The sequence below is a fragment of the Streptomyces sp. MNU76 genome (assembly GCF_020982545.1).
GTDB lineage: Bacteria > Actinomycetota > Actinomycetes > Streptomycetales > Streptomycetaceae > Streptomyces.
This window is the reverse complement of record NZ_JAJKLK010000001.1, coordinates 361,637-386,110: the sequence shown is the minus strand read 5'-3', so window position 1 is coordinate 386,110 and position 24,474 is coordinate 361,637. Positions and strand designations below refer to the sequence as shown.

The 24,474-nt window shown below is 70.5% G+C and carries 25 protein-coding genes and 4 pseudogenes; 16 read left to right on the top strand and 13 right to left on the bottom strand.

The window, feature by feature from the left end; translation table 11 throughout:
* The first annotated feature begins 36 nt into the window (after positions 1-36).
* Together E4N62_RS01720 and E4N62_RS01715 are read left to right on the top strand one after the other, a co-directional pair.
* Positions 37-1,809, top strand: a complete 1,773-nt coding sequence (locus tag E4N62_RS01720; protein WP_230211619.1) for an iron ABC transporter permease — start codon at positions 37-39, stop codon at positions 1,807-1,809.
* Positions 1,802-2,929, top strand: a complete 1,128-nt coding sequence (locus E4N62_RS01715; RefSeq protein WP_230211618.1) for an ABC transporter ATP-binding protein — start codon at positions 1,802-1,804, stop codon at positions 2,927-2,929. Before E4N62_RS01720 ends, E4N62_RS01715 begins: the two co-directional genes overlap by 8 nt.
* A gap of 85 nt (positions 2,930-3,014) precedes the next feature.
* On the opposite strand, the gene E4N62_RS01710 is transcribed toward E4N62_RS01715, so the two are convergent.
* Complete coding sequence (locus E4N62_RS01710) at positions 3,015-3,545, bottom strand: ATP-binding protein (protein ID WP_230211617.1); 531 nt, start codon at positions 3,543-3,545, stop codon at positions 3,015-3,017.
* A 157-nt stretch (positions 3,546-3,702) separates the two neighbouring features.
* On the opposite strand from E4N62_RS01710, the gene E4N62_RS01705 reads away from it, so the two are divergent.
* Positions 3,703-4,563 (top strand): helix-turn-helix transcriptional regulator, encoded by an 861-nt coding sequence (locus E4N62_RS01705; RefSeq protein ID WP_230211616.1) that lies wholly within the window; start codon positions 3,703-3,705, stop codon positions 4,561-4,563.
* Entirely contained in the window at positions 4,560-4,745 is a 186-nt protein-coding gene (locus tag E4N62_RS01700; RefSeq protein ID WP_230211615.1) for a DUF397 domain-containing protein, read from the top strand. The genes E4N62_RS01705 and E4N62_RS01700 overlap by 4 nt, the downstream gene beginning before the upstream one ends.
* Here E4N62_RS01700 and E4N62_RS01695 read toward each other — a convergent pair.
* Positions 4,720-5,676 (bottom strand): hypothetical protein, encoded by a 957-nt coding sequence (locus tag E4N62_RS01695; RefSeq protein WP_230211614.1) that lies wholly within the window; start codon positions 5,674-5,676, stop codon positions 4,720-4,722. The two genes, E4N62_RS01700 and E4N62_RS01695, sit on opposite strands and share 26 nt — an antisense overlap.
* Entirely contained in the window at positions 5,580-5,951 is a 372-nt protein-coding gene (locus E4N62_RS01690) for a hypothetical protein (protein ID WP_230211613.1), read from the bottom strand. Before E4N62_RS01690 ends, E4N62_RS01695 begins: the two co-directional genes overlap by 97 nt.
* 316 nt (positions 5,952-6,267) lie before the next feature.
* Between E4N62_RS01690 and E4N62_RS01685 the strand changes: the two genes are divergently transcribed.
* Together E4N62_RS01685 and E4N62_RS01680 are read left to right on the top strand one after the other, a co-directional pair.
* Positions 6,268-6,594, top strand: a complete 327-nt coding sequence (locus E4N62_RS01685; RefSeq protein ID WP_230211612.1) for a hypothetical protein — start codon at positions 6,268-6,270, stop codon at positions 6,592-6,594.
* Between the two features lie 52 nt (positions 6,595-6,646).
* Positions 6,647-7,486, top strand: a complete 840-nt coding sequence (locus E4N62_RS01680; RefSeq protein WP_230211611.1) for a transposase family protein — start codon at positions 6,647-6,649, stop codon at positions 7,484-7,486.
* Positions 7,487-7,737: 251 nt separating this feature from the next.
* Here E4N62_RS01680 and E4N62_RS01675 read toward each other — a convergent pair whose 3' ends face one another.
* Entirely contained in the window at positions 7,738-8,421 is a 684-nt protein-coding gene (locus E4N62_RS01675; RefSeq protein WP_230211610.1) for a TetR/AcrR family transcriptional regulator, read from the bottom strand.
* Between the two features lie 89 nt (positions 8,422-8,510).
* Here E4N62_RS01675 and E4N62_RS01670 point away from each other — a divergent pair, with 89 nt between their 5' ends.
* Entirely contained in the window at positions 8,511-9,200 is a 690-nt protein-coding gene (locus tag E4N62_RS01670) for a DUF4386 domain-containing protein (RefSeq protein WP_230211609.1), read from the top strand.
* Between the two features lie 275 nt (positions 9,201-9,475).
* Here E4N62_RS01670 and E4N62_RS01665 read toward each other — a convergent pair whose 3' ends face one another.
* The 4 genes from E4N62_RS01665 to E4N62_RS01650 form a co-directional block, all read right to left on the bottom strand.
* Entirely contained in the window at positions 9,476-9,676 is a 201-nt protein-coding gene (locus tag E4N62_RS01665; RefSeq protein WP_230211608.1) for a hypothetical protein, read from the bottom strand.
* An 83-nt stretch (positions 9,677-9,759) separates the two neighbouring features.
* Positions 9,760-10,557: a sugar phosphate isomerase/epimerase gene (locus E4N62_RS01660; RefSeq protein ID WP_230212367.1), complete on the bottom strand. Its 798-nt coding sequence runs from the start codon at positions 10,555-10,557 to the stop codon at positions 9,760-9,762.
* A gap of 38 nt (positions 10,558-10,595) precedes the next feature.
* Positions 10,596-11,750: a dihydrodipicolinate synthase family protein gene (locus E4N62_RS01655; protein ID WP_230211607.1), complete on the bottom strand. Its 1,155-nt coding sequence runs from the start codon at positions 11,748-11,750 to the stop codon at positions 10,596-10,598.
* Positions 11,747-12,904 (bottom strand): Gfo/Idh/MocA family protein, encoded by a 1,158-nt coding sequence (locus E4N62_RS01650; RefSeq protein ID WP_230211606.1) that lies wholly within the window; start codon positions 12,902-12,904, stop codon positions 11,747-11,749. Before E4N62_RS01650 ends, E4N62_RS01655 begins: the two co-directional genes overlap by 4 nt.
* Before the next feature lie 236 nt (positions 12,905-13,140).
* Between E4N62_RS01650 and E4N62_RS01645 the strand changes: the two are divergent.
* Together E4N62_RS01645 and E4N62_RS01640 are read left to right on the top strand one after the other, a co-directional pair.
* A pseudogene (locus E4N62_RS01645) lies at positions 13,141-14,183 on the top strand (LacI family DNA-binding transcriptional regulator).
* A gap of 195 nt (positions 14,184-14,378) precedes the next feature.
* Positions 14,379-15,218 carry an SAM-dependent methyltransferase gene (locus tag E4N62_RS01640; RefSeq protein ID WP_374116904.1) on the top strand — a complete coding sequence of 280 codons (840 nt, stop codon included), beginning with the start codon at positions 14,379-14,381 and terminating at the stop codon, positions 15,216-15,218.
* 10 nt (positions 15,219-15,228) lie between these two features.
* Here the strand turns inward: E4N62_RS01640 and E4N62_RS01635 are convergent, their stop codons facing one another.
* Together E4N62_RS01635 and E4N62_RS49215 are read right to left on the bottom strand one after the other, a co-directional pair.
* On the bottom strand, positions 15,229-15,786 hold the full coding sequence (locus tag E4N62_RS01635; RefSeq protein WP_230211605.1) for a hypothetical protein: 558 nt from the start codon (positions 15,784-15,786) through the stop codon (positions 15,229-15,231).
* Positions 15,787-15,793: 7 nt separating this feature from the next.
* Positions 15,794-15,856 (bottom strand): annotated as a pseudogene (locus E4N62_RS49215) (hypothetical protein); the annotation flags it as partial.
* A 165-nt stretch (positions 15,857-16,021) separates the two neighbouring features.
* Here E4N62_RS49215 and E4N62_RS01630 point away from each other — a divergent pair.
* The 6 genes and pseudogenes from E4N62_RS01630 (at position 16,022) to E4N62_RS01605 (ending at position 21,724) form a co-directional block, all read left to right on the top strand.
* The gene (locus E4N62_RS01630) at positions 16,022-16,231 is read left to right on the top strand and encodes a CsbD family protein (protein WP_230211604.1); all 210 of its coding nucleotides are present in this window, start codon (positions 16,022-16,024) and stop codon (positions 16,229-16,231) included.
* A 201-nt stretch (positions 16,232-16,432) separates the two neighbouring features.
* Complete coding sequence (locus E4N62_RS01625) at positions 16,433-17,428, top strand: iron-containing redox enzyme family protein (RefSeq protein ID WP_230211603.1); 996 nt, start codon at positions 16,433-16,435, stop codon at positions 17,426-17,428.
* Positions 17,429-17,643: 215 nt separating this feature from the next.
* The gene (locus E4N62_RS01620) at positions 17,644-17,964 is read left to right on the top strand and encodes a CDGSH iron-sulfur domain-containing protein (protein ID WP_230211602.1); all 321 of its coding nucleotides are present in this window, start codon (positions 17,644-17,646) and stop codon (positions 17,962-17,964) included.
* Positions 17,965-17,979: 15 nt separating this feature from the next.
* Positions 17,980-19,516 (top strand): annotated as a pseudogene (locus tag E4N62_RS01615) (FAD-dependent oxidoreductase).
* A 223-nt stretch (positions 19,517-19,739) separates the two neighbouring features.
* Entirely contained in the window at positions 19,740-20,546 is an 807-nt protein-coding gene (locus E4N62_RS01610; protein WP_230211601.1) for a sugar phosphate isomerase/epimerase, read from the top strand.
* A 233-nt stretch (positions 20,547-20,779) separates the two neighbouring features.
* The gene (locus tag E4N62_RS01605; RefSeq protein ID WP_230211600.1) at positions 20,780-21,724 is read left to right on the top strand and encodes an MHYT domain-containing protein; all 945 of its coding nucleotides are present in this window, start codon (positions 20,780-20,782) and stop codon (positions 21,722-21,724) included.
* A gap of 6 nt (positions 21,725-21,730) precedes the next feature.
* Here the strand turns inward: E4N62_RS01605 and E4N62_RS01600 are convergent.
* From E4N62_RS01600 to E4N62_RS01590, 3 genes and pseudogenes are all read right to left on the bottom strand, one after another.
* A pseudogene (locus tag E4N62_RS01600) lies at positions 21,731-22,045 on the bottom strand (DapH/DapD/GlmU-related protein); the annotation flags it as partial.
* On the bottom strand, positions 22,021-22,431 hold the full coding sequence (locus tag E4N62_RS01595) for a BTAD domain-containing putative transcriptional regulator (RefSeq protein WP_230211598.1): 411 nt from the start codon (positions 22,429-22,431) through the stop codon (positions 22,021-22,023). The gene E4N62_RS01595 and the pseudogene E4N62_RS01600, both read right to left, overlap by 25 nt.
* A gap of 356 nt (positions 22,432-22,787) precedes the next feature.
* Positions 22,788-23,012, bottom strand: a complete 225-nt coding sequence (locus tag E4N62_RS01590; protein ID WP_230211597.1) for a hypothetical protein — start codon at positions 23,010-23,012, stop codon at positions 22,788-22,790.
* A gap of 449 nt (positions 23,013-23,461) precedes the next feature.
* On the opposite strand from E4N62_RS01590, the gene E4N62_RS01585 reads away from it, so the two are divergent.
* The gene (locus tag E4N62_RS01585; RefSeq protein WP_374116903.1) at positions 23,462-24,445 is read left to right on the top strand and encodes a universal stress protein; all 984 of its coding nucleotides are present in this window, start codon (positions 23,462-23,464) and stop codon (positions 24,443-24,445) included.
* The last annotated feature ends 29 nt before the right edge of the window (positions 24,446-24,474 follow it).

The window sequence follows — 24,474 nt, the reverse complement described above, 5'->3', positions numbered from 1 at the left end:
CAGGCAGCTTTCAAGGACTGATCGGAGTCAGCTCAGATGTCAACCCTCACCCAGCCACCCCGCACCCCGGCGGACGAGACACCCGCGGAGACGTTCCCGCCACCGCGCTACCGCCGCCCCTTCGGCATCGGACGGGACACGGCCGTCCAGTACGCGGTCCTGGCGTTCCTCGCCGTGCTGGTGCTGGCCCCGATCGTCCCGACCCTCTACCAGAGCATCCGCAACCGCCCGCTCTACGAGGCGGGCGGGGCGTTCACCCTCAGCGGCTACACCGACCTCTTCACCAAGGCCGGCTTCGGTGAAGTCGCCCTGAACACCCTGCTGTTCGCGTCGCTGACCACCATCCTCAGCCTGGCGATCGCCATCCCGATGGCGATCGTGGTGGTCCGCACGAAGCTGCCGGGCGGGCGGCTGATCGCCCTCGCCATGCAGTGGCCGTTCTTCATCTCGTCGCTGATCCTCGGCTTCGGCTGGATCATCATGTACGGCCCGGCCGGGTTCGTCAGCGTCAAGGTGCAGCAGCTCTTCGGCTCCGTGCCGTGGAACCTGTACTCCATCCCCGGCATGGCGCTCACCGAGGCCGTGGCGCTCGCCCCGATCGCGTACGTCTTCTGCGCCAACGCGCTCAGGCAGTCCGACGCCTCCCTCGAATCGGCGGCCCAGGTCTGCGGGGCGGGCCCCTTCCGGATCCTCGCCCAGGTGATCGTGCCGCTGCTGCGGCCGCCGATCGTGTACTCGGCGATCCTCGTCTTCTCCGTCTCCATCGAGACACTGAGCGTGCCGCTGCTCTACGGCCAGCCGGTCAGCATCGACGTCTTCTCAACCTTCCTGTACCACAACGGACTTCAGTCCGTGGACCCCGACTACACCATGCTGGGCGCCGCCTCGACCGTGATCCTCGTGGTCACCCTGAGCCTGGTCGCCGTGCAGGCGAAGCTGCTGAAGGACGCGGCCCGGTTCGTGTCCGTGCGCGGCAAGGTCACCCGGCCGCGCAAGCTGGACCTGGGCTGGCTGAAGTGGGTCAGCATCGCGTGCATCTGGTTCTACGTGATCGTGGGCGCGCTGGTCCCGATCGCCGGCCTGGTGATGCGGTCCTTCACGCTCGTCTTCACCCCGCTCCAGTCCCCGTTCCGGACGGTGACGACGAAGAACTACGAGATCGTCTTCGACTCCGACAACTACGTGCAGTCGCTCTACAACAGCATGATCGTGGCCGGTGTCGGCTCGGTCGTCGTCTCCGCCCTGGCCGTGTTCGCGGTGATGGTGGCCCGGCGGTCGACGTTCCGCTTCGGCCGCGCGGTGGAGTACCTGGCCCTGATCCCGCAGTCCCTGCCCGGCATCATCATCGGTATCGGCTTCTTCTGGGCCTTCGCGCTGGCGCCCTTCGGGATGGGATCGGTCCTCCAGGGCACGATCTACGCCGTCATCATCGCCTTCGGCATGCGGGCGCTGCCCAGCGCGTTCGGCTCGGTCGCCCCGGCGATCATGCAGATCGGCGGTGAGCTGGACAACGCGGCCCGCGTCTCCGGCGCCGACTGGCTGATGACGTTCTTCCGCGTCCTGCGGGCCCTGATCACACCGGCGTTCGCGGGCGCGCTGATCCTCACCTTCGTGATCATGCTCAAGGAGTACTCCCCGGCCGTCTTCCTCTCCTCGGCCGACAACAACATTCTCGGCACCACCATGCTCAGTCTCTGGACGCAGGGCAGGGCCGGATCCGTCGCCGCGCTGGCCACCCTCCAGATCGGCATCACCGCGGTCTTCGTCGCACTCGCTGGACTGCTCATGAAGGGAAAGCACCATGCCTGAGGTGACCGTCAAGAACCTCGCCAAGACGTTCGGCGACAACTCCGTCCTGCGGGACGTCACCTTCACCATCAAGGACGGCGAGTTCTTCACGCTGCTCGGCGCGAGCGGCTGCGGCAAGTCGACGACGCTGAACTGCATAGCGGGCCTGGAGCAGCCGACGGAGGGCTCGATCGCGGTCGGCGGCCGGCCGTTCGTGGACGCCGCCGCCGGGGTCTTCCTTCCGCCCGAGGAGCGCAACCTCGGCATGGTCTTCCAGTCGTACGCGCTGTGGCCGCACATGACCATCGCGAAGAACCTGGCGCTGCCGCTCAACATCCGCAAGGTCCCGAAGGAGAAGCAGAGGACGCTGATCCACGACGCCCTGGACAAGGTGGGCCTCGCCGCGCTCAGCGGCCGCTACCCCCACCAGCTCTCCGGCGGCCAGCAGCAACGCGTCGCCCTGGCACGGGCGTTGGTGTACTCCCCGACCGTTCTGCTCCTCGACGAGCCCCTCTCCAACCTGGACGCCAAGCTGCGCGAGCAGGCCCGTGCCTGGCTGAAGCGGCTCCAGGAGGAGCTGGGCATCACCACCGTCTACGTCACCCACGACCAGGACGAGGCGCTCGCCCTCAGCGACCGGATCGCCGTGATGGAGGGCGGCAACATGATCCAGATCGGCACGCCGCACGAGATCTACGAGAAGCCCGCCGCGCCCGCCGTGGCCGCGTTCGTCGGCCGCTGCAACTTCCTCACCGGCAAGGTGGTGAGCGTGGACGGCACCCGGCACACCGTGCTCCTCGACGCCAGCGGGGAGGTCGTACGGGTCGACAGCGACCGGCGCGTCCCGACGGGCGACTCGGTCACGGTCGCGGTCCGCCCCGAGCGCCTGGAGGTCGTGGCCTCGGCGGAGACCCCGGCGGGCATGAACCGCCTCGACACCCAGGTCATCACCAGCTCCTACGTCGGATCCCGCTACGAGTACGACGTCCGCCTCGGCGACCAGGTCGTCCAGGTGCTCAGCGCGAACGGCGGCCTGGCGGGCGAGGTGGCCCTGGTCTTCGACCCCGGGCACGCGCTGCTGTACGCGGACAAGGTCGAACTGCCGGAGGACCAGCGGGACTTGCTGACGGTGACGTCGTAGCCCCCTGTTCCGTGCTTGCGTGTGGGGCTGCCGTCCGTGTGGCTCGGCCTCCCGTGGTGGCTCGTGTCCGCCGTCGTCGTGCCCGTCATGGTGTACACGTCCCGGCAGCTCCACCGGTACCGCGTCGCTTCGGCGGTCGGCGCTCCGGAAGGCGCTTGACCAGCGCCAGCCAGCGCGGCAGGTCGATCTCCACCAGCACCGTCTTGCCGGGCGGCACACGGTCCTGGACCTCCCAGCGGTCGGCGAGGGCGTCGACGAGGATCAGGCCGCGGCCCGATTCGGCGAGGGGCTGCGGCGGCGGTACGGCGCCGGGGCCAGGCGGCGGGCGTTCCGCCCGGGTGTCGGTGACCTCGATGCGGAGGGAGCCGGTGGGCAGGGACAAGCGGAGTTCGAAGTCTCGGCCGGGGACGCGGCCGTGCGTCACCGCGTTCGCCGCCAGCTCGGCCACGACCGCCGCCGCCCGCTCCGACGCCTCAGAGCCGTAGCGGATGCCCCAGGCGTGCAGCTGGTTCAGGGCCAGATGTCTCGCGAGGCGCGCGCCCAGCGGGGTCGAGCTGAAGCGTTGCGTGAACGTCGGTGCCGTCAGCGGGAGTCGCGCGGCGGGCGGTGCGGTCATGTCGCCAATGTGACCTGCGACGACGCCCGTTCGCCAGCTCCGCGCCGCGTACGCTGCGCGAGCGTACGCGGTTACGCACTGGACGGTACTGGTTACGTGCCGTAATCATGAGCGTTGAACGGTGTGGTCCGGTGGGCGGGTGCGCGGGAGGTGGCCGATGGTGGCCGACAGCGGCGGCGTGGTGGGGATCGGCGGAGTTGCCGGGGGCGGCGAGCCGGAGTCGTCCGACAGTCTGCGGACCTTCGGGGCGATGGTCCAGGCGTTGCGGGAGCACGCGGGGCTGAGCCGGGAGGAGTTGGCCGAGGTCATCGGCTACTCCAAGCACATGGTGGCGTCGGTGGAGCTGGGGAGGAGGATGCCGGACGCGGCGTTCGTGGAGGGGGTCGATCGGGCGCTGGGGAACACGGGTGCGCTGATCCGCGCGGCTCGGCATCTGGGGCGTCAGCCGGGGTTGGCGGCTTGGTTCAGGAAGTGGGCCGGGCTGGAGGCCACGGCGATCACCCTCTACACGTATGAGTGCCGGTTGATTCCGGGGCTGTTGCAGACAGAGGCGTACGCGAGGGCGCTGTTCAGCGATCGGCTGCCACTGTTGGACGACGCTCAGATCGAGGAGCACTGGGCCGCTCGGGCGGAACGCCAACGCCTGCTTCGGGAACGGCCCAATACGGCGTACAGCTTCATCCTGGAGGAGCAGCTGTTCCTACGGCACACAGGCGGCACGGGGGTCACGCGTGAACTCCTCGACCACCTGCTGGAGATCGTCCAGTTGCGCAACGTCGAAATCCAGATCATGCCCCTGGTGCAGGAGTCGCACGCCGGGCTGGCGGGGCCCATCCAACTGCTCGAAACCCCGGAAAACCGCTGGTTCGCCTACTGCGAGGGACAGCGTGGCGGCCTGCTCGTTTCCGACGCGAAAGAGATCAGCGTCCTCCAGAGCCGATATGCCAGGATGCGTTCACAGGCTTTCACCATCCCGGACTCTGTGGGCCTGTTGCAGCGGATGCGAGGGGATCTATGAGCGCCGACGACCTGGGTTGGTTCAAGTCCAGCTACAGCAGCAGCGGGGACGGCGACTGTGTAGAAGTCGCCGCCGCCCCCTCCGCCGTCCACGTCCGTGATTCCAAGAACGTGGCCGGCCCTCAGCTCACCCTCTCTCCCGGGGCCTGGGCCGACTTCATCCCGTACGCCTCCCGGGGCTGATCCCGCGCCGGCGCATCCACCACACCAGCCCACCGCCCACGGCGGCCAGCGCTGCCGCGAGCGCCGCGAAGAGGCCCACCGGGGTGTCCGAGCCGGTGTCGGCGAGGTCGCCGCCCGGGGGCTTCGGCTCGTCGCCGGGCGTGCCCGGGGTCGGCTTGTCCGCTCCGTCCGTGGGGCTGTCGCTCGGCGTCGGGTCGGGCTTGCCCGTACCGTCCGACGGCGTCGGCGTCGGCGTCGGCGTGGGCGTCGGCGGCTCGGGGGTGTCACCGCCGCCACCGGAGTCGGTCACCTTGCCGCCGCCGAAGTAGAGCGTGTCGGTGTCCCGGTAGGACGTGTCGTCGGACTTCCGGGAGTTGACGGTGGTGTTGTCGAGGTCCCGGTTCTCGACGTTGAACTGCGTGCGGGTGATGTTCCGCTTGGGCTGCTTGGAGAAGTCCACGCCGCCGACGATGTAGACCCGGACGCCCTGCGCGGTGTCCACGTCGTATGTGAACTCGCCCTCGGTGTAGATCTTCCGGTATTTGCGGAACAGCTCGTCCTTGTCCCAGTTCTGGTGGGGCTCGCGCAGCGGCCACGCCTTGACGTCGTCGCTGTTGATGATCGACCGGAAGTCGGTCGGGTTCTTCGCGTCCTGCTGCCGGATGTACTCGGCGGCGACCCGTGAGGTGTAGACGCGGCGCAGGTCGGCGTACTGCGGGGCCGTGTTGATCTGCTTCTCGACCTCGGGGACGATCATCGAGTCGATGACCGCCTGGGCGGCGGCGATCTCGGCGTCGTTCGGGTCGCAGATCGGCTCGCCCGGCCCCTCGGTGACGGTCTCCTGCGCGGTCGACTTCAGGGCGAGGGGGCGTCGAGGATGTAGATGCCGCCGTCCTGCTCGCGCACCTGCGCGGGCTTGGGCTCGATCCAGTTGCGCAGGCCCGGCATGCACGGGTTGCCGTTCTGCTTGGGCAGGGCCGCCCAGTACCGCCTGCCGAGGTCGGTCTCGGGGTCCATGGCCTTGTAGAAGTCGTGCTTCATCTGGAGGTCGGCTTCGAGCAGGATGCGCCCGGCGTCGGTGGAGGCGAACTTGGAGTCCATGACGCGGTCGGGCTCGTCCGGGTTGAGGTTCACCCAGAACTTGTCCGGCGTGAGCGCGAGCCAGGTGAACATGGCGTCGGAGGCGAGCTGCATCTTGGCCTCGCCGCCCCATTGAGTGGTGTGCATCGTGAAGTCGCAGGTCGTGGGCCTGGTGTGAATGACGACTGGGGTACTCGCGCCGGTCGGCGGCAGATGACCTTGGTGTAGATCATCGGGCGAGTCTGGTTCCGGCGGGATGCCGGGTTCGGCTGCGCCCACGACCTGCCCCCGCCTACGATCCGTCGGCAGGTCGGCACGCCATGAGATCGCGGGAGGGCCCGGGATGCAGGAGCGGCAGTGGATCACCGCTCGCCGGAACGAACCGTACGCTCTCGCCGAGGAGTTGACCAAGCAGCTTCAGGAGGTCTAGGTCGAGCGGGACGAACTGGCGATCGCGGAGCGGGTGTTGAACCGCCTGGCCGAGCAGGCTCAGGCCGACGCCGAGGCTGTCGCTCCGGTATCGGCGAAGGTAGCCGGGCGGGCAGTCCTGCTCATCCCGCACCGCAGCGACGCGGCCGATGAGGGCGCGCTGCCCGGCGACTACCGAAAGATCCTGGCGATCGTGCGGGAGGCCGACGGCCCGGTGCAGGTCAGGGCGGTCGGCGAGCGGCTGGGCCTGGACGCCTCGGTGCGCGGCAAGCTGGAGCCGTTGCGGGCGAAGATGACCAAGCTCGCCGACCGCGGCTGGCTGCACAAGCGTCCCGACGGGCGGTTCACCGCACGTTCGTAGCCGCGCGGGGCTGGCCGTAACTGGCGGGCCTTCGGCGGCAGTTGAGTTTGGTGTGAAGAAAAACAACAGTCTCGCCGAGAGTCCTGACGGCCTTGTTTACACCGCCCGCCTGCCGTTGTCGAGCGCGACCTTGAACTGGCTCGCCGACCTGATACGCGGTCATCTGAAGAAGATCGGCTCGCGGTGGCGGGCGCTGCCCGCCGGGAAGATCGCCGGCATCGTGCTGGCGGTCCTGCGTTGTGACCAGCGGCCCGGCGACCTGGCCGGTGGCAACGGCATCCACCGCACCACCGTCACCCGGTGGGTGCGGGAAGTCGTCGGCCTGCTGGCCACCCGTGCCCCGCGCCTGGACCGCGCGCTGAAGAAGATCGCCCGAAAGGGTGGCGGAGTCGTACTGCTGGACGGCTCCCTGATACGCACCCGGCGCCGTACCGGCATGGCGAACCGGAAGAACTATTCCGGCAAGCACAAATGCCACGGCCTGCTCGTGATCGCGCTCACCGATGACAAGGGCCGGCTGATCTGGGTCTCCGCCGCACGTCCCGGACGCACCTCGGAGATCACCGCCTGCCGTCACGGCAAGCTCACCGCCCACCTGCGGGCTGCCGGCCTCGGTGCGATCGCCGACCTGGGGTTCGTCGGCCTCGACGACAGCGGTCCGGACGCCGACCCGGCGGTGATCACCGGCTACAAGGCCGCCCGGAACCGGCCTCTGACCCGAGGTCAGAAGCTGTCCAACAAGGCGCTGGCCGCGGTCCGTGCCCCGGTCGAGCACGGCTTCGCCCACCTGAAGAACTGGAGGGTCCTGGGCAAGGTCCGCACCGACCCGAAGTGGGCGACCACGCTGGTCAGGGCTTTGTTGGTACTGACGAACCGTGAAGTTGCCCGCTGACCGGTGATCTACACCGAAGTCATCCGCCCGCGACCAGCACGAGCCTCCCGAGCACAGTGCTCAATGGTCGGCAATGGCCCCGGAAGGCGGAACAGGCTGCCCAGCAAGTCCGCTGGTGCGGGCTGCGGCGCGGGCCCGGTGACCTGCACACGGGCGGGCCAACCGGGTTGCATAGGCGCCTGCGCTCCCGGTTGCAGCGTACTCCACAAACAGGGCTGGGCCTTGGCGGCCGTCCACGGCCACAGGCCCTGTCAGCGACGGGCGCGGTCGAGGCCGTCCAGGAGCAGGTCGAGCGTGAACTCGAACTCCGCCTGACTGTCACACCAGCCGAGCGTCGGGTCGTCGGCATCGTGCAACTCGGCCGACACCATGGCCGTGAGGTGCGGAAATGCGTCGGCCATCACGGCGAGGTCCTCCTCGGCGGCGTCGGTGTCGACGTCGCCGTCAGCCGTGGCAGGGCTGAACAGCTCCTGAGCGAACCCGAGCACCATGCTGCCGAGGGCGTGCAGCGCCCGGTGGCCGAGGTGGTAGGAGAACCCGCCACAGATCAGGGTCGCCAGAACCTCCTCGAAGTAGCCGTACAGACTGACCGGGATGACCCGTCGCGAGCCTATGAGCCCCGGAGCCCACGGGTGACGGAGCATCACCTCGCGCGCGGTCAGGCACCGGCTCCGCAGCTCCGAGCGCCAGCCGCCTCCCTCCTGCCCGGCCCGTACGGTCTCGGCCCGGACCTCCGCGACCACTGCCTCCACCAGCCCGTCGAGCAGCCCTTCCTTGCCGGGCAGGTGATGGTAGAGCGACATCGCCTCCACTCCGAGTGAGGACGCGAGGCGGCGCATGGTCACCGCGCTCAGGCCCTCGCTGTCCGCCAGCCGCATAGCCGCCGCCAGCACACGCTCGCGGCTCAGGGACTTCCGCGCCGGTCTCGGGGTCACGCCGTCGTACTCCTCACTCAAGCCTCTTGCCGTCACCTTACAACGTATGGTGTCCTTACACGGTAAGGCTTCTCTCACCTGGAGATACGATGGCTCTTACCGCCACCCCGGATACGAGTACGGCAGCACAGCCCGACCCTGCCACGGCTCGCGTCACCGGCCTGCTCTACCTCGGTCTCGGCATCAGCGGCATGCTTGGCTTCCTGGTCATCCGCCCACAGCTCTTCGACCAGGACGACCCTGCGGGCACACTCACCCAGCTCCTCGAACACGAGACCCTCGCCCGGACCGGCATCGCCCTGGAGCTGGCGATTGTGGTGACCCAGGTGCTGGCCGCGCTGTGGTTCTACCGGCTCTTCCGGCCGGTCGACCCGTTCGCCGCCGGGGCAACCGCCGTCTTCGGCACCGTCAACGCCGTGGCCATACTCGGCAGCGCCGCGTTCCTCGCCACTGCGCTCGACGCGGCACTCGACCCGGTCGGCGAGGACACCAGCCAGCTCATGTACCTCATCAGCGAGAACATATGGGGCGTCGGCAACGTCTTCTTCGGACTCTGGCTCATCCCCATGGGCCTCGCGGCTCTACGCTCCGGCTGGACACCGCGACCGCTGGGCTGGATCCTCGTCGCCGGCGGAGTCGGCTACCTGCTGAGCGTGTTCGTCACCTACCTCGCCCCGTCCGCCGGTCCGATTGCGGAACTCCTCGTTGTGCCCGCCACGGTCGGCGAGTTCTGGATGATCGGCTGGCTCCTGCTCCGCGGTCTACGCCGCCTCACCTGACAGCGCGTACGAACCGTTCCGGTGCGCTGCGTGGTTGCTGGCCGCCGCCTTACTTGACGGCTGTGATGACACGCAGCCCCCGCGGGTCGGTGGTGTCCTGCCCGACACACAGTCGGCCGAGGACAACATCGTCCTCGTGCTCTGCCGCGAACCCTGCTGGTCCTGACGAACCGCGAGGTCGCCCGCTGACGGACGATCTTGTCGGTGGACTGCCGCCCCGGACCTGCCCGAGCCTCCCGATGCCTACGCACACCAGGCCGATTGACGTGCAGTTTTCACGATGCACAGGGCTCATTGGAGTTCGACTTGAACTCGTTGAACTCCTTGGTGCGCTTGTTGTAGGAGTCATAGCGGCGTTCGCCGACCTTGTTGCCCTCGGCGTCGAAGAGCTCGACGTAGACCTCGCAGAACCAGTCGGGGCCGACGAGCTTGTAGTCCCGCACGAGCTGGCGCTCGAACCCGGCGCCCTTGTTCACGTTGGTCTGGTTGCGGATGTAGACCTTGTCGAAGACCCGGGCGGCGAGCCGGGAGTCACGGCCTTCGGCTCGCCGCCCGGGTGTCAGGCCGCGTGCTCCACGAACCGCTGCGCCGTCTGCGCGAGCAGCGCGCGGCCGTCGCCCGCCCACAGCTCGTCGTTGAACAGCTCCACCTCGATGGGGCCCGTGTAGCCCGCCGCCTCGACGTAGGACTTCCACTCGCGCATGTCGATCGCGCCGTCGCCGATCTGACCCCGGCCGGTCAGGACGCCCTGGGGCAACGGGGTGATCCAGTCGGCGAGTTGGAAGGTGTGGATGCGGCCGGAGGCGCCCGCGCGGGCGATCGCCGCCGGGGCCGTGTCGTCCCACCAGATGTGGTAGGTGTCCACGGTCACGCCCACCTGCTCCGCCGGGAAGCGTTCCGCGATGTCCAGCGCCTGGGAGAGCGTCGACACCACGCAGCGGTCCGCTGCGAACATGGGGTGGAGGGGTTCGATGGCGAGGCGGACGCCGTTCGCGGCCGCGTACGGGCCCAGTTCGGCCAGTGCGTCCGCGATGCGCTCCCGCGCGCCGGGCAGGTCCTTCGAGCCCGCCGGGAGGCCGCCCGAGACCAGGACGAGGGTGTCCGTCCCGAGCGTCGCCGCCTCGTCGATGGCCTTGCGGTTGTCGGCCAGGGCCGCCGCCCGCTCGGTCGGGTCGATCGCCGTGAAGAAGCCGCCCCGGCAGAGGGTGGTGACCGACAGACCCGCGTCGCGGACCAGCTTGGCCGTCGCCTCCAGGCCGTGCTCGGCCACCGGCTCGCGCCAGAGTCCCACGCCCGGGATACCCAACTCCCGACAGCCGTCGACCAGTTCGGGGATCGACAGCTGCTTGACCGTCATCTGGTTGATGGAGAAGCGCTCAAGTCCGGTACCGGTGCTCACTGGGCCACTCCGTACAGCGAGAGCAGGTTCTTCATCCGGGCCTCGGCCAACGCCGGGTCCGGGAACAGGCCCAGGCCGTCGGCCAGTTCGTACGCCCGCGCGAAGTGCGGCAGGGAGCGGGCCGACTGCAGGCCGCCGACCATCGTGAAGTGCGACTGGTGACCGGCCAGCCACGCCAGGAAGACCACACCCGTCTTGTAGAAGCGGGTGGGGGTCTGGAACAGGTGGCGGGACAGCTCGACGGTCGGGTCCAGGAGGCCCCGGAAACCCTTCACGTCGCCCGTGTCCAACACCCGTACGGCTTCCGCCGCCAGGGGGCCCAGCGGGTCGAAGATGCCGAGCAGCGCGTGGCTGAAGCCCTTCTCGTCGCCCGCGATCAGCTCGGGGTAGTTGAAGTCGTCGCCCGTGTAGCAGCGGACGCCCTGCGGGAGCCGGCGCCGGATGTCGATCTCCCGCTGGGCGTCCAGCAGGGAGACCTTGATGCCGTCGACCTTGTCGGGGTGCGCGGCGATCACGGCGAGGAAGGTCTCCGTCGCCGCGTCCAGGTCCGACGAGCCCCAGTAGCCGTCGAGGGCCGGGTCGAACATGGGGCCGAGCCAGTGCAGCACGACCGGCTCGGCGGCCTGGCGCAGCAGGTGGCCGTAGACCTCCAGGTAGTCCTCCGGGCCCCGCGCGGCGGCGGCCAGCGCGCGCGAGGCCATCAGGATCGCCTGGGCGCCCGACTCCTCGACGAGCGCCAGCTGCTCCTCGTACGCCTTGCGGATGTCCGGCAGGGAGGCGGGGCCCGTGAGCTGGTCGGTGCCGACGCCGCACGCGATGCGGCCGCCCACGCTCCGCGCCTCCGCCGCGCTGCGGCGGATCAGCTCCGCCGCGCCCGCCCAGTCGAGGCCCATGCCGCGCTGCGCGGTGTCCATCGCCTCCGCCACGCCCAGCCCGTGCGACCACAGGTGGCGGCGGAAGGCGAGGGTGGCGTCCCAGTCGACGGCGGCGGGCGAGTCCGGGGACACGTCCGCGAACGGGTCGGCGACGACGTGCGCCGCCGAGAAGACCGTACGGGAGGTCAGGGGGGTGCCCGGGGACACCACCAGCGGCGCGGTGCGCGGGGCGTACGCCTTCAACACCCCATCGGTACCCGGGAGTTGGATCGTCACAGCTGGATCTCCGGTACGTCGAGACGGAGGCCCTCGGCGGAGGACTTCAGGCCCAGTTCGGCGAGCTGGACGCCGCGCGCGCCGGCCAGCAGGTCCCAGTGGTAGGGCGCGTCGGCGTAGACGTGCTTGAAGAACAGCTCCCACTGCGCCTTGAAGCCGTTGTCGAACTCGGCGTTGTCCGGCACCTCCTGCCACTGGTCGCGGAAGGAGTAGGTGGCGGGGATGTCGGGGTTCCACACCGGCTTGGGGGTGGCGGAGCGGTGCTGGACGCGGCAGTTGCGCAGACCGGCCACCGCCGAGCCCTCGGTGCCGTCGACCTGGAACTCCACCAGCTCGTCGCGGTTGACGCGGACGGCCCAGGAGGAGTTGATCTGGGCGATCGCGCCGCCGTCCAGCTCGAAGATGCCGTACGCGGCGTCGTCGGCCGTGGCGTCGTAGGGCTTGTCCTGCTCGTCCCAGCGCTGCGGGATGTGCGTGGCGGTGAGCGCCTGCACGGACTTCACGCGGCCGAACAGCTCGTGCAGGACGTACTCCCAGTGCGGGAACATGTCGACGACGATGCCGCCGCCGTCCTCCGCGCGGTAGTTCCAGGAGGGGCGCTGGGCCTCCTGCCAGTCGCCCTCGAAGACCCAGTAGCCGAACTCGCCCCGGACGGAGAGGATGCGGCCGAAGAAACCGCCGTCGATGAGGCGCTTGAGCTTCAGCAGGCCCGGCAGGAACAGCTTGTCCTGGACGACGCCGTGCTTGACGCCGGCGGCGTTCGCGAGCCGGGCCAGCTCCAGGGCGCCGTCGAGGCCGGTGGCGGTCGGCTTCTCGGTGTAGATGTGCTTGCCGGCGGCGATGGCCTTCTTGATCGCCTCCTCGCGGGCCGAGGTGACCTGGGCGTCGAAGTAGATCTCGACGGTCGGGTCCGCGAGGACCGCGTCGACGTCGGTGGAGACGTTCGCCGGGTCCAGGCCGTGCTGCTCGGCGAGCGCCTTGAGCGCGTGCTCGCGGCGGCCGACGAGGATCGGCTCCGGCCACAGCACGGTGCCGTCGCCGAGGTCGAGACCGCCCTGCTCGCGGATGGCGAGGATCGAGCGGACGAGGTGCTGGCGGTAGCCCATGCGCCCCGTCACGCCGTTCATGGCGATCCGAACGGTTTTGCGTGTCACGGCCGGTCCCTTCGTTGGTGTGCGTTCGTTTGTGCGTACGCGTCGGGCGCCGCGTACGCCCGACGAAAGGGTGAGCGTCACAGCAAGCGCTTTCTATTCGATAAGAAGCTAGCCTCTGAGCAGCGGTCCGGACAAGACCGCGAGGGGGTCGAGTTGTTCGAGGGGGCGAACGGCGATCGCGGTCGTATGGTTCCCCGACAGCCCGAACGAGACGCGCACCGGAGGACGAGAAAACGATGACTGTGACCCTGGCGGACGTGGCGGCCCGTGCGCAGGTGTCGCCGGCGACCGTCTCCCGGGTGCTCAACGGGAACTATCCGGTGGCCGCGTCCACGCGCGAGCGGGTGCTGAAGGCCGTCGACGAGCTGGACTACGTCCTCAACGGTCCCGCGAGCGCGCTCGCCGCCGCCACCTCCGACCTGGTCGGCATCCTGGTGAACGACATCGCCGACCCCTTCTTCGGGATCATGGCCGCGGCCATCCAGTCCGAGATCGGCGGGCCGGGCGGGCGCGCGGGCGGGGAGCGCCTGGGTGTGGTGTGCAACACGGGCGGCTCCCCGGAGCGCGAGCTGACCTACCTCACGCTGTTGCAGCGGCAGCGGGCCGCGGCCGTGGTGCTGACCGGCGGGGCCATCGAGGACCCGGCGCATCTGGCCGCCGTCGGCAACAAGCTGCGGAAGCTGGCGGAGGCCGGGACGCGGGTGGTGCTGTGCGGGCGGCCGCCGACGCCGGAGGCCATCGCGATCACCTTCGACAACCGGGGCGGCGGTCAGCTGCTGACCGAGCACCTGATCGGGCTGGGGCACCGCCGGCTCGGGTACATCGCCGGGCCGGAGGAGCGGACGACGACGCGGCACCGGCTGGAGGGGCACCGGGCGGCGCTGGCCGCCGCCGGGATCGAGGACGATCCCCGGTGGACCGTGTACGGCCGCTACGACCGGCTCTCCGGGTACGAGGCGACGATGGAGCTGTTGCGCCGGGATCCCTCGCTGACGGCCGTGGTCGCCGCCAACGACACGGTGGCGCTGGGGGCGTGCGCGGCGCTGCGGGACTCCGGGCTGCGGATCCCGGACGACGTGTCCGTGGCCGGGTTCGACGACCTGCCGTTCAGCATCGACGCGGTGCCGGCGCTGACGACGGTGCGGTTGCCGCTGTCGGACGCGGGGGCTCGGGCCGGACGGATCGCGATGGGGCGCGAGGAGCCGCCGCCGGGTGGGATCGCCACGGTTCGGGGGAGTTGATGGTGCGGGGGTCGAGTGGGGTGCCTCGGGAGGGGTGAGGGGCGGGGGCTGTCGGGCTGGTCGGTCGGGCCGGGCTGGGACCGGGCAGGCAGGTCGGGGCCAGGCGACCGCGTGGCCAGAACCTTACGGTGCGCGAGCGCGGATCTTCGCAACTCCGGTGTGGAAAAGTCGAGTTGACCTACGTTGGTGCCTGATCATCAGCAACGAGACATCGGAACACCGGAGGCCCTGCCGTGTTGGACGACGCCCCCTCGACCCAAACCGGAACAGGTACGGGTGCCCGACCCCGCGCCCGTATCGACACCAGCAAGCCGCACTCGGCCCGCTTCTGGAACTACTTCGTCGGCGGCAAGGACTACTACGAGGTCGACCGGGAGATCGGGGACCACATCAAGGAGATCTTCCCCGGTCTCGTCGACGTGGCGGTCACGAGCCGGCACTTCTTGGGACGCGCGGTCCGCTACCTCGCCGACGAGCAGGGCGTACGTCAGTTCCTGGACGTCGGCACCGGACTGCCGACCGCCGACAACACACACGAGGTCGCCCAGCGCGCCGCCCGGGACGCCCGCATCGTGTACGTCGACAACGACCCGATCGTGCTGGCCCACGCGGACGCGCTGCTCACCGGCACCCCCGAGGGCCGGACCGTCTATCTGAACGCCGACCTGTACGCCCCCGAGACCATTCTGGAAGCGGCGGCCGACACCCTCGACCTCTCCCGGCCGGTCGCCCTGATGATCCTCAACACGCTCGGCCATGTCGCCGACCACGACCAGGCACGCGACCTGGTGAGCCGCCTGATGGCGGGCCTGCCGTCGGGCAGCCATCTGGTGATCAGCGACAGCACCGCCACCAGCGAGGGCATGATCGCCGCGTCGGAGGCGTACAACGCGAGCGGCGCGGTGCCGTACCACGTACGCGGCATCGGGGAGATCGCCGGGTTCTTCGACGGCCTCGACCTGGTGGAGCCGGGCGTGGTCCGGGTGCCCGAGTGGCGCCCCGACCCCCGGGACCCGGCCGGCCCCGCCGCAGGCTCCGTCGACGCCTACTGCGGGGTGGGCCGCAAGCCCTGAGACGGGCCGTTCACGGGCCTACGGGCTCGGACGGCACGGGCACGGGCTGGCTGCCGCGTTCCTCTGCGGTGAGGTCGCTGCCGCCGAGGACCCGGCAGAGGGCTTCGGCCCAGTTGTCGGGGCGCAGGAACAGGGGGCGGATGCGGTGTCCGGCCAGCGGGCCCAGGGAGGGAGTGGCGAGCGCCGGGTCCAGGAAGTCGGCGCGCAGGGTGATGAGGACCCGTACCGCGTCGGGCAGGCTCCCGACGGCGAGGAGGTCGGCGAGCTCGGCGACCTCCTGGTCCGGGGCGGCGAGCGCCTCCTCGCACTGGTCGACCACCAGCAGCAGACTCCGGGCGCCCGTCCAGTTCAGGACGGTGGTCACGGTCGAGTGGAGCCCGGATCTCCCGTCGCCCCGCAGGACGGCGGCCAGTTTCTGGGTCTTCTCCAGGCTGTCCACCTCGGACAGGCCCGGTTCGAGCAACGGGAGCAGGGCGGCGGCGAGCGCGGTCAGCGGGCTGCCGTGGGAGGAGGTCGGGGCGCAGGACGACAGCCTCGTAACCGTCCCCGCGCAGCCGGGGGACGACACCCGCCATCGCCAGCGAGGACTTGCCCGAGCCGGACGGGCCGACCAGGGTCACCGCCTTGTTCCCACGCACCAGTTCGGCCACCTCGGAGGTCCCCCGCTGCCGGCCGAAGAATAGATCGAGCGCATCGCGTTCGGCTGAGCTCGGGGTTTCACGGAACGTGACGCTTCGACGCGCGAGGGTCACCGGCGCGCCGTACGTTGGGCGGGAAAGTCACCCCCCAACAAGGAGGACACCATGGCTGCCAAGGACAAGGGCAACATGGACAAGATCAAGGGCAAGGCCAAGGAGATGACCGGGAAGGTCACCGGCGACCGCACGCAGCAGGCCGAGGGCAAGATGCAGCAGGCGCGCGGCGAGGCGAAGAAGATGAAGGGCAAGGCGCAGGAGCGAGTGCAGGAGCGCACGCGCGAGCCGCAGCGCCCGGGGCGACGCGACGGCATCTGACGCCACCGACCAGTGGCCTACGGCCAGTGGCTGTGGTCAGTGCCTGGTTCTGCCGCTGCTGGGCGGCGCCCCGAGGGCTCCGGTCCCTGGGCCGCCGGCCTTGGTCGCGGGGCAGGTGTGGAAGGGGGCTCCCCTCCGAGGGGAGCCCCCTTCGCTTGGGCGGCCGGTGAGTAGCTCGTGGTTCACGGGTACTCGGCGCGCATGGAGACCCAGGTGGCAGGGCCGGTGCTGCCGGAGAGCAGGGGGGCCGTTTCGGCTGCCGTCACGCGGTCTCTGCGGGGCGCGGGGCCCCCGCCCACGAGCCGGGAGATCGCCGGGGCCGACCCCTTCGGCGACGACCTCCAGCTCGCCCTCTACCTCTGCTACGAACTGCACTACCGAGGCTTCGCCGACGTCGACGCCGACCTCGAATGGGACCCGGAGCTGCTGCGCTGCCGGGCGGCCCTGGAGTGGCCGTTCCTCGAAAGCCTGCGCGACCGGGCCACCCGGCACGTGAGTGCCCGGGAAGCCCTGGACGACCTCCTCGTGGAACCGGCCGGCGGCGACGGCGGCGGGGTCGGCGACTTCCTCCAGGACGAGGGCGAACTGTGGCAGGTGCGCGAGTACGCGGCGCAGCGGTCTCTGTACCACCTCAAGGAGGCCGACCCGCACGCCTGGGTGCTGCCCCGGCTGTGGGGGCGGGCCAAGGCAGGAATGGCCGCCGTCGAGTTCGACGAGTTCGGCGGGGGCCGCGCCGAACGCGTGCACGCACGCCTCTTCGCCGGCCTCATGACCGATCTCGGGCTCGACCCGACGTACGGCCGCTATGTGGACGCCGCCGGGGCCGAGGCGCTCGCCCTCGTGAACCTGATGTCCCTCTTCGGCCTGCACCGGGCCCTGCGCGGCGCCCTGGTGGGCCACTTCGCGACGGTCGAGATCACCTCCTCCCCCGGCTCCCGCCGGCTCGCCCGCGCCATGCGGCGGACCGGGGCAGGCGCCGCCGCCGAGCACTTCTACGACGAGCATGTCGAGGCCGACGCCGTGCACGAGCAGGTCGTACGGCGGGAGGTCGTCGCCGGGCTGCTGGAGGAGGAGCCTCAGCTGGACGCCGACGTCGCCTTCGGCGTCGACGCCACCAATCACCTGGAGGACGCCCTGGCCCACCGTCTCCTCGGAGCGTGGCGAGCGGGCCGGTCGTCACTTCGTACACCGGTCTGAGGAGGACGGATCATGCCCCCCGGGGGGCGGAGGGCCGCGTCGATGGCACGACGGTCGACGGTACGGCGGTCGACGGTACGGCGGTCGACGGTACGGCGGTCGACGGTACGGCGGTCGACGGTACGGCGGTCGACGGTACGGCGGTCGACGGTACGGCGGTCGGCGGGCGGGCCTCCGGGAGTCGTCCGCGAGAAGGAAGAAGTTGGTGATCATCCGTGTCGAACGTTCCCGCCGGACGCCGCCGCGTCACCCTGCAGCGTCGCCCCGGTCCGCTTCTCGTCGAAGGGCCGGTCGAGGTCACGCTGGAGGACGGGACGACCGTGTCGTCCGACCGCTTCTGCGTGGCCCTGTGCACCTGCCGCCGCAGCCGTATCTACCCGTGGTGCGACACCAGCCACCGGCGCCGGACCACCGCCGCTGAACGCGGGCCCACCAAGGGCGCCGCCCTCAGCGGCACCACCGGGCCCACCGGCACCGACCCCACCGCAGCCGCAGCCGCCGCCGACCAGCGCCGTACCCAGCCGCCGTCCGACTGAAGGGACCCCCGAGCCATGCAGCACAAGCAGCCGGAGCAGAAGTCGTACTGGATCGAGAGCGCCCCGCAGGAGGGCGCGTACCCGGCGTTGGACGGGGAGCTGGTCGTCGACGTGGCGGTGGTGGGGGCGGGGATCGCGGGATCAGTACGGCGTGGGAGCTGGCGCGGCGGGGGCGGCGCGTGGCCTGCTGGAGGCGGACCGGGTCGCCGCCGGCGTCACCGGGCACACGACCGCCAAGGTGACCGCCCAGCACACGCTGATCTACGACCGGCTGCGGCGGACCCGGGGCGCGGAGGCCGCCGCGCTGTACGCGCGGTCGCAGACCGAGGCGATCCGGCACGCCGCCGAGGTGGTGGAGGAGCTGGGGATCGCCTGCGACTGGGAGGACGCGGCGTCCTACACGTACGCCGAGGACGAGGGGGGCGTCGCGGAGCTGCGGGCCGAGGCGGAGGCGGCGCGGGAGGCCGGGCTGCCGGCCGAGTTCGTGACGGAGACAGGGCTGCCGTTCCCGGTCGCGGGGGCGGTGCGGGTCGCGGAGCAGGCGCAGTTCCATCCCCGTAGGTATCTCCTCGCCCTGGTCGACGATCTGGTGCGGCAGGGCGCGGCCGTGCACGAGGGGACGCGGGTGGTGCGGCTCAAGGAGGGGTCGCCGTGCCGGCTGACGACCGAGGCCGGGTTCACGGTGACCGCCGGGGACGTCGTCGTCGCCACGCACTACCCCGTCTTCGACCGGGCGCTGCTCTTCACCCGGCTCTCCTCGCGCCGCGAACTCGTCCTGGCCGCGCCGGTCCCGGCCGAGGCCGACCCGCACGGCATGTACATCACGCAGGAGCAGCGCACCCGTTCGGTGCGGACCGCCCCGTACGACGACCCGTACGACGAGGGGCGGCGGCTGCTGATCGTCACCGGGGAGCACTTCACGCCGGGCACCGCCGATGTCGACGAACGGTTCGGGCTGCTGGCGGACTGGGCCACCGAGCGCTTCGGCCCTCTCGACTTCACGCACCGCTGGGCCACCCAGGACAACGACTCCACCGACTCCGTCCCCCTCGTCGGTCCCTTCCACGCGGGCAGCCGGCACAGCTGGGTGGCGACCGGGTTCGGCGGCTGGGGCATGAGCGGCGGCATCATGGCCGGGCGGCTGCTGGCCGAGCAGATCACCGGGCACAAGTCGCCGTGGAGCGACCTGTACGACCCGCGCCGGGTGCTCAGCGCGATGCGGGAGGCGCCGAGTTTCCTCAAGCACCAGGCGCAGGTGGCCCGGCACTTCGTCGGCGACCGGATCGGCGCGGCCGGGGGCAACTCCGTGGAGGCCATCGCCCCCGGGGACGGCGCGGTCGTCCGGGTCGGCGGCCATCCGTGCGCGGTCCACCGCGACGAGGCCGGCTCGCTCCACGCCGTCTCCGCCCGCTGTACGCACATGGGCTGCCTGGTCGGCTTCAACCGCGCCGAACGCGCCTGGGAGTGCCCCTGCCACGGCTCCCGCTTCGACACCGAGGGCCGCATCGTCCAGGGCCCGGCGACGAAGCCGCTGGAGCGGCGGGACATCTGAGGCGGCCGGGCATGCGGGCCACACTGCGTGGGTGCGTGCCGGGGGGCCTCTCGCGCAGTTCCCCCGCGCCCCTGAATGCCTCGGGCCCGGCTGCAGTTCGGCCGGCGTCGAACACCTGCGCGCCCACCACCCGCGCGACCGCGGTGTCCGCCGTACGGCGCCCTCGGCCCGCCCACCCCGGCGGGTGCCGCGCCGTACCGGCCGGCGTGTACGGTGCGAAGGCATGAAACTCGCGTTCTCCACCCTCGGTGTTCCCGGTCTTCCCATCGCCGACGTCGTGCGGCTCGCCGCGACGCACGGCTATCACGGTGTCGAACTGCGCGCCCATCCCGAGGAGCCGGTGCATCCGGGCATCGGGGCCGGTGAACGGGCCGAGGTGGTGGCCGAGTTCAAGGCGGCGGGCGTGGAGATCCTCGGGGTCGCCGGTTACGCGCGGGTCGCCGCGCCCGGCGAGGACGGTCCTGTGCTGGACGAGATCCGCGCCCTCCTCGACCTGGCCCGGGACCTGGGCGCCCCGTTCGTCCGTGTCTTCCCCGGCGCCGACCTGGCCGGCGGCCAGAGCGTGGAGGAGGCCGACGCGATCGCCGCACGGCGGCTCGGCACGGCGGCCGAGGACGCCGCCGACCGGGGCGTACGCGTCCTGCTGGAGACCCACGACTCGCACCGGACCGGCGCCGACGCCATCCGGGTGCTCGGTCCGGTCGGCCACGGCAGCGTCGGTGCGCTCTGGGACGTGATGCACACCTGGCTCGGCGGCGAACAGCCCGCCGAGTCCTACGCCGCCCTCTCCCCCTTCCTCGGCTACGTCCAGGTCAAGGACATCGCCTCCGCCGAGGACACCACCCCGCTCGCGCTCGGCGCGGGCGTGCTCCCGCTCGGCGAGTGCGTCGAACTCCTCTCCCGCAAGGAGTGGGACGGCTGGCTCTGCTGGGAGTACGAGAAGCGGTGGTACGAGGCGGCCGCGCCGCTGCCGGAGCTGCTCGCGGCGGGACGGGAGCACCTCGGGCGGCTCCTCAACGACGCGGCGTAACACCGACCACCTGCCGTCAACCCATGGCCTGAGCTTGAAAACTCAAGCTCAGGCCATGTGCGTCGCGGAATTTGACCGCGAATCAGTATCGAGTCACCCAAAGCCGATCACTCGCCGAGCAGATACCGACAGTAACTCTTGGAAAACGGAGCGCTCCGGTACGCGCTTGCAGCAGACTTGCCTCCCGCAACCAGCCACTGCGCAACTGGCCATGTATCGGGGGGATTTGGTATATGCAAGGCACGGTCGACGGTTTCAGCTACGGTGCGGTCACCCCGGTGGCCGCCTATGTCATGGCCTGCCTGGGCGCCGCGCTCGGACTGCGCTGTGTGGTCAGGTCGGTCTACAACGAGCGCTCCTGGAAGCCCGGTTGGCTGGCCCTGGGGGCCGCGAGCATCGGCTGCGGCATCTGGACGATGCACTTCATCGCGATGGTCGGCTTCCGGGTGAAGGAAAGCCCCATCCACTACGACGTCGGACTGACGGTGCTCAGCCTCGCCGTCGCCATCACCGTCGTCGGCATCGGGGTGTTCGCCGTGGGCTACCGCGGCGTCAGCAGGTCCACCCTCTGCACGGCGGGATCCGTCACGGGCCTCGGCGTGGCCGCCATGCACTACCTGGGCATGGCGGCCATCCAGTTGAACGGCTACATCCAGTACGACATCGCCGTCGTCGCCCTCTCCGTGGGCATCGCCATCGTCGCCGCGACCGCCGCGCTCTGGGCGGCCGTGTCGATCCGGGGCTTCCTGACCAGCCTGGGGGCCAGCCTGGTGATGGGGGTGGCCGTGTCCGGCATGCACTACACGGGCATGGCCGCGGTCGGTGTGCACCTGCACGGCACCACCGGCGGCACGTTCACCGGCGAATCGCCCACGACGATCCTCCTGCCCATGCTCATCGGCCCCGTCATCTTCCTGCTCCTGGCGGGCGTCGTCGTGATGTTCGACCCGCTGCTCGTGCTGGGCGAGGGCGAGTGGGACCGCACGGCCACCCGGCAGCGGGAACGGGAGCGCGAGCGGCAAGAGCCCCGGCAATCCCGCCAGCCCTGGCGGGCCGACCGCCCGGACGTTCCGCTCCAGCACCCCGACGACTCCGCCCCCGCGTCCCTCTTCGAACCCCAGCGTCGCCGCCCCCGAGAGCAGCCGCAGGGCGCGGGGCGCCGGGTGCGGGAGTGGTGAGTCGGTTCATGACCGGGTGGTGAGGTCCTCGTCCGTGATGGCGCGAACCACCCGGCACGGCGTGCCCAGCGCGACGGTCATCGGCGGGATGTCGCGGCTGACGACGCTGCCGGCGCCGATGACCGAGCCGTAGCCGATCCGGACGCCGGGCAGGACGACCACGTTGCTGCCGATCCAGACCTTGTCCTCGATCACGATCGGCTCCGAGAAGCGTCCGAAGTCGGCGCGGCGCGAGGGGTGCACGGGATGCCCCGTCGTGGCCAGCGTCACGCTGGGCGCGATCATGACATCGTTGCCTATGCGGATGTCCACGTCGTCGACGCGGGCACCGTCGCGGTCGGGGTCAGTAACTCCTTGAGGCGATGGATGAGTTCGGCCCGTCCGGCGAAGCTCGGCGCGGCCAGTGGCAGTTGGCACTGGACGGCCCAGGCCACCTCAGCCGGCCGCCGGTCGGTGGTTTGGGCCGTCGGCGCGCTCAGCTCCGCGTCCCCGCTGAGGATTGCCTGGTGCAGGCTCTGCAGCTCTTGCCCTGGGTCGATGCCGAGTTCCTCGGCGAACACTTCGCGCAGCTGCCGGTAGTGGGCGAGGGCGTCGGCCTGCCGGCCGCAGCGGTACAGGGCGAGAATGTACTGGGCGGCCAGCCGTTCATCCAGCGGATGGGCGGCACTTCGCTCGGAACCGGCCTGGTCCGGCTGCCCGGCGCTCAATTACCCAGCCCACCAGCGGATTCTAGGTTCTTGCAAGTTCGCGCTGGATCCGTCTCGCACGGTGGATCGCAACAGTGCAGCAACGGGGGCGAGCAGCAGGGTGTTCTTAGTGGGCGTTTAGGGATGCTTTGCGGTGCCAAGTCGCTTCTGCGGCCAACAATCTTTGGGTCGATTCGCACCTTGCATGCGCTTTTACAGCCTTTCGGGTTCCGGCCCGTGCGCCCGTTTGATCCACCTCTCGGTGCTGGATTCCGTCTGGTTTAAGAATGGGGCGGAAGCTCCCTACCGGCAGGGAGCTTCCAGGCATTTCAGGCCACACACGTTGGCGATAAATGCGGCAAAGTGCATTGAAACGGTCAGAGCGAATCAACATCAAACGCCCACTGAAAAGCGATTTCTACGCCGCGGTCCGCCAGAAGGCCCAACCTGCCGAAGCTGAAGTACGACTGCGCAAACAAGTCGTGAAACTCAAGGAACTCCGCGCAGCAGATCGGCAGGAGCTCACCGAACTCCGCGCTGACCGCGAAGCCCTCGTCCGCGCCGTCCACCAGCTGACCCTGGACAACCGGCAGCTTCGCCAAGAGCTCGCGGCCCCCACCTCCGTCGTACGAGTGCTGCCCACCCAGCCACAGCCGCCCGCTGGCACAGACATCAACCGGTGACCCCGTGCCCGACGCGGCTCTGGTCGCGATGTTTGGCAGACATACGCTGTGCTGCCTACGTCGAGTTGCGGCTGAGGGAGCGAAGTGGGGTACGCACCCCGACGGCGCCAGCGCTGACTGCTTACCGCGCGGACATCCCGCTTCCGCTGTCGGGCCAGTACTTCGCCCGCGAAGCAAGACCGACAAGTGCCGGATGCCGGAGGGCTCGCCCGCAAGGGCGTGGCCCCCCACCCGGCGGGTGAGCTGAGTTGTCCGCCCCATGGGCCGTATGGCCGGATGTGGTGGCCCATCGGCTCCTGGCACGGGAGTGCTGCCGGGGTGACGCTGAGGGAGAGGCGTCGACACATGCCGAGGATGTGAGAGCCGTAATGAGCGGTTTGGTGGTCGTGGGCGTGGATGGCTCGGCGTCGAGTCTCGCCGCGGTGGAGACGGCGGCGCGAGAGGCTCGGTGGCGTAGGGCCAGGCTGCGGGTGGTGCACGCGTTCTTGTGGCCTGCGATGCACGTGCCGCTCGGGCCGTCGCCGCTGGGCCCACCCGAGGGCGGGATCCGGAACGTGGTCGAGCACCTGGTGGGTGAGGCGGTGGCGCGTGCCAGGTCGGTGGCACCGGAGGTGGATGTCTCGCACGCGGTGGTGACAGGGGAGCCGCTGACGGTGCTGGAGGCGCAGTCGCGTGCCGCGCAGCTCGTGGTCGTCGGGTCGCGGGGCATGGGCGGGTTCGTCGGGCTGCTGGTGGGATCGACAGCGGTACATCTGTCCGCGCACGGCAAGTGTCCCGTGCTGGTTGTGCGAGAGGCGGGTGACGAGGCGGGGCCGGTGGTTGTGGGCGTCGATGGTTCCGTCATGGGGGAGCAGGCGGTTGACTTCGCATTCGCCGAGGCTGCTCTGCGGAAGGCGCCGGTGAGGGCGCTGCATGCCTGGACTACGTGGAATGCGCCTTTGCCCGCACCGCAGGATGCGGCGGTGCCGTATGCGAACCCGCCGGGCGCACTGGCCGGGGAAGAGGAGCGGTTGGTGTCCGAGGCACTCGCCGGGCACCGGGAGCGGTACCCGGAGGTGGCCGTGGAGCACAAGGTGGTGCACGGCCGGACGCGCGAGGCGCTGATCGAGGCGAGTCATTCGGCACAGCTGCTGGTGGTGGGCGCCCGGGGGCGTGGGGGTTCGCGGGGCTGCTGCTGGGGTCGGTCAGCCAGGCCGTCCTGCATCATGCGCACTGCCCCGTCGCCGTCGTGCGGGGCTCTGGTGGGCGGCACTGATTTCGCTGGGGTGCCCGGTCGCCGGGATCGCCCCTGCTCGCCGTCGCTGCCGACAAACCCCTACGCCACCAGACGATTGCGCCACCGAACGATGTAGCAGGCTCCCTGCCCGGCCACTGCTGTGCC

Excerpts from the sequence above, each read along its gene's own strand:
- E4N62_RS01625 (WP_230211603.1), top strand. The coding sequence starts at position 16,433 with ATGGAGACCCAGGTGGCAGGGCCGGTGCTGCCGGAGAGCAGGGGGGCC.
- E4N62_RS01630 (WP_230211604.1), top strand. The coding sequence starts at position 16,022 with ATGGCTGCCAAGGACAAGGGCAACATGGACAAGATCAAGGGCAAGGCC.
- E4N62_RS01660 (WP_230212367.1), bottom strand. The coding sequence starts at position 10,557 with ATGACGGTCAAGCAGCTGTCGATCCCCGAACTGGTCGACGGCTGTCGG.
- E4N62_RS01710 (WP_230211617.1), bottom strand. The coding sequence starts at position 3,545 with ATGACCGCACCGCCCGCCGCGCGACTCCCGCTGACGGCACCGACGTTC.
- E4N62_RS01720 (WP_230211619.1), top strand. The coding sequence starts at position 37 with ATGTCAACCCTCACCCAGCCACCCCGCACCCCGGCGGACGAGACACCC.
- E4N62_RS01705 (WP_230211616.1), top strand. The coding sequence starts at position 3,703 with ATGGTGGCCGACAGCGGCGGCGTGGTGGGGATCGGCGGAGTTGCCGGG.
- E4N62_RS01670 (WP_230211609.1), top strand. The coding sequence starts at position 8,511 with ATGGCTCTTACCGCCACCCCGGATACGAGTACGGCAGCACAGCCCGAC.
- E4N62_RS01585 (WP_374116903.1), top strand. The coding sequence starts at position 23,462 with ATGAGCGGTTTGGTGGTCGTGGGCGTGGATGGCTCGGCGTCGAGTCTC.
- E4N62_RS01715 (WP_230211618.1), top strand. The coding sequence starts at position 1,802 with ATGCCTGAGGTGACCGTCAAGAACCTCGCCAAGACGTTCGGCGACAAC.
- E4N62_RS01605 (WP_230211600.1), top strand. The coding sequence starts at position 20,780 with ATGCAAGGCACGGTCGACGGTTTCAGCTACGGTGCGGTCACCCCGGTG.
- E4N62_RS01690 (WP_230211613.1), bottom strand. The coding sequence starts at position 5,951 with ATGCACACCACTCAATGGGGCGGCGAGGCCAAGATGCAGCTCGCCTCC.
- E4N62_RS01700 (WP_230211615.1), top strand. The coding sequence starts at position 4,560 with ATGAGCGCCGACGACCTGGGTTGGTTCAAGTCCAGCTACAGCAGCAGC.
- E4N62_RS01610 (WP_230211601.1), top strand. The coding sequence starts at position 19,740 with ATGAAACTCGCGTTCTCCACCCTCGGTGTTCCCGGTCTTCCCATCGCC.